Origin of the sequence: Emticicia agri, from assembly GCF_004168285.1 — a bacterium.
GTDB lineage: Bacteria > Bacteroidota > Bacteroidia > Cytophagales > Spirosomataceae > Emticicia > Emticicia agri.
The window spans coordinates 1-447 of the sequence record NZ_SEWF01000134.1 but is presented as its reverse complement, the minus strand read 5'-3'; the positions used below and the strand labels follow the sequence as shown (position 1 = coordinate 447).

Annotated in this window: 1 pseudogene; it reads right to left on the bottom strand. The window is 46.3% G+C overall.

From position 1 onward, the window contains the following. Window positions 1-447: pseudogene (locus EWM59_RS28045) on the bottom strand (hypothetical protein); the annotation flags it as partial.

The following is a 447-nucleotide window of genomic DNA, read 5'->3' as shown; positions in this document are numbered from 1 at the left end:
TGGTGCAACTACCTACTGTACAAGTAGCAGAAATACTATATGTACCCACACTTGAAAGCGTCAGACTCGTGCCTGATGAACCATTCGACCAATTGACTGTTCCTGCACAACCACTGGCCGTTAAAGTAAGCGTGCTTGGCGAACAAACTACTTTGGTAGCTGGGGCTGTAATTGTTGGAGCAATTGGTTGAGCTACAATTTGTAGTCCTGTTACTGTTGAACTGGCCGGACTGGTACAAGACCCAACTGTACAGGTCGCCGTAATACTATAAGTGCCTACACTTGAAAGCGTTAAGCTGCTACCTGATGAACCATTCGACCAGTTCACTGTCCCTGCACAACCACTGGCTGTTAAGGTTAAAGTACTTGGTGCACAAACCACTTTGGGATTTGGTGCATTAATGGTCGGTGCTGATGGTTGAGCGATGATTTGTAACCCTGTTACTG